The organism is Streptomyces sp. MBT65 (assembly GCF_016612545.1).
Lineage (GTDB): Bacteria > Actinomycetota > Actinomycetes > Streptomycetales > Streptomycetaceae > Streptomyces.
The window spans coordinates 1-392 of sequence record NZ_JAENRY010000786.1 but is presented as its reverse complement, the minus strand read 5'-3'; the positions used below and the strand labels follow the sequence as shown (position 1 = coordinate 392).

General features: G+C 79.8%; 1 protein-coding gene. It reads right to left on the bottom strand.

Annotation, left to right across the window (positions count from 1 at the left end; all coding sequences use genetic code 11):
• Positions 1-392 (bottom strand): hypothetical protein (locus JHN63_RS52110; RefSeq protein ID WP_200692065.1); only part of this gene is annotated, 392 nt, incomplete at both ends.

Genomic DNA, 392 nt, shown 5'->3' with positions numbered 1-392 from the left:
CGCCTCGACAGCGCGGCCGGCCGCGCTGTCGAGGCGGAAGCACAGGTGCGGGTGGGCGGCCACCACCGTGTGCAGGGCCCGGCGTACGGTCTCCGCGTCCGTCCCGGCGGCGATCTCGAGGAAGAGCGCCGCGTGGGCGTGGGCGTCCGTCCGGGTGAGCAGCGCGCGCTGGGCGGGGGTGAGCGGGTGGCCGTACGCCGCCGTGGTGAGGAGATCGGCGGTGCGGCCCGCGACGGCGGCGGCCGGGGTGTCCGCGGTCGCCGTGCACCGCAGGGTGTGGTGGTCGGGGGCGTGGCGCAGCAGCCGGTGGGGCCCGGTGCCCGGGTCCTCGCCGCCGGCGGCAACCCGGCGCAGGAGGTGGTGCAGTGCGGCGGCGAGGACCCGGGCACCGG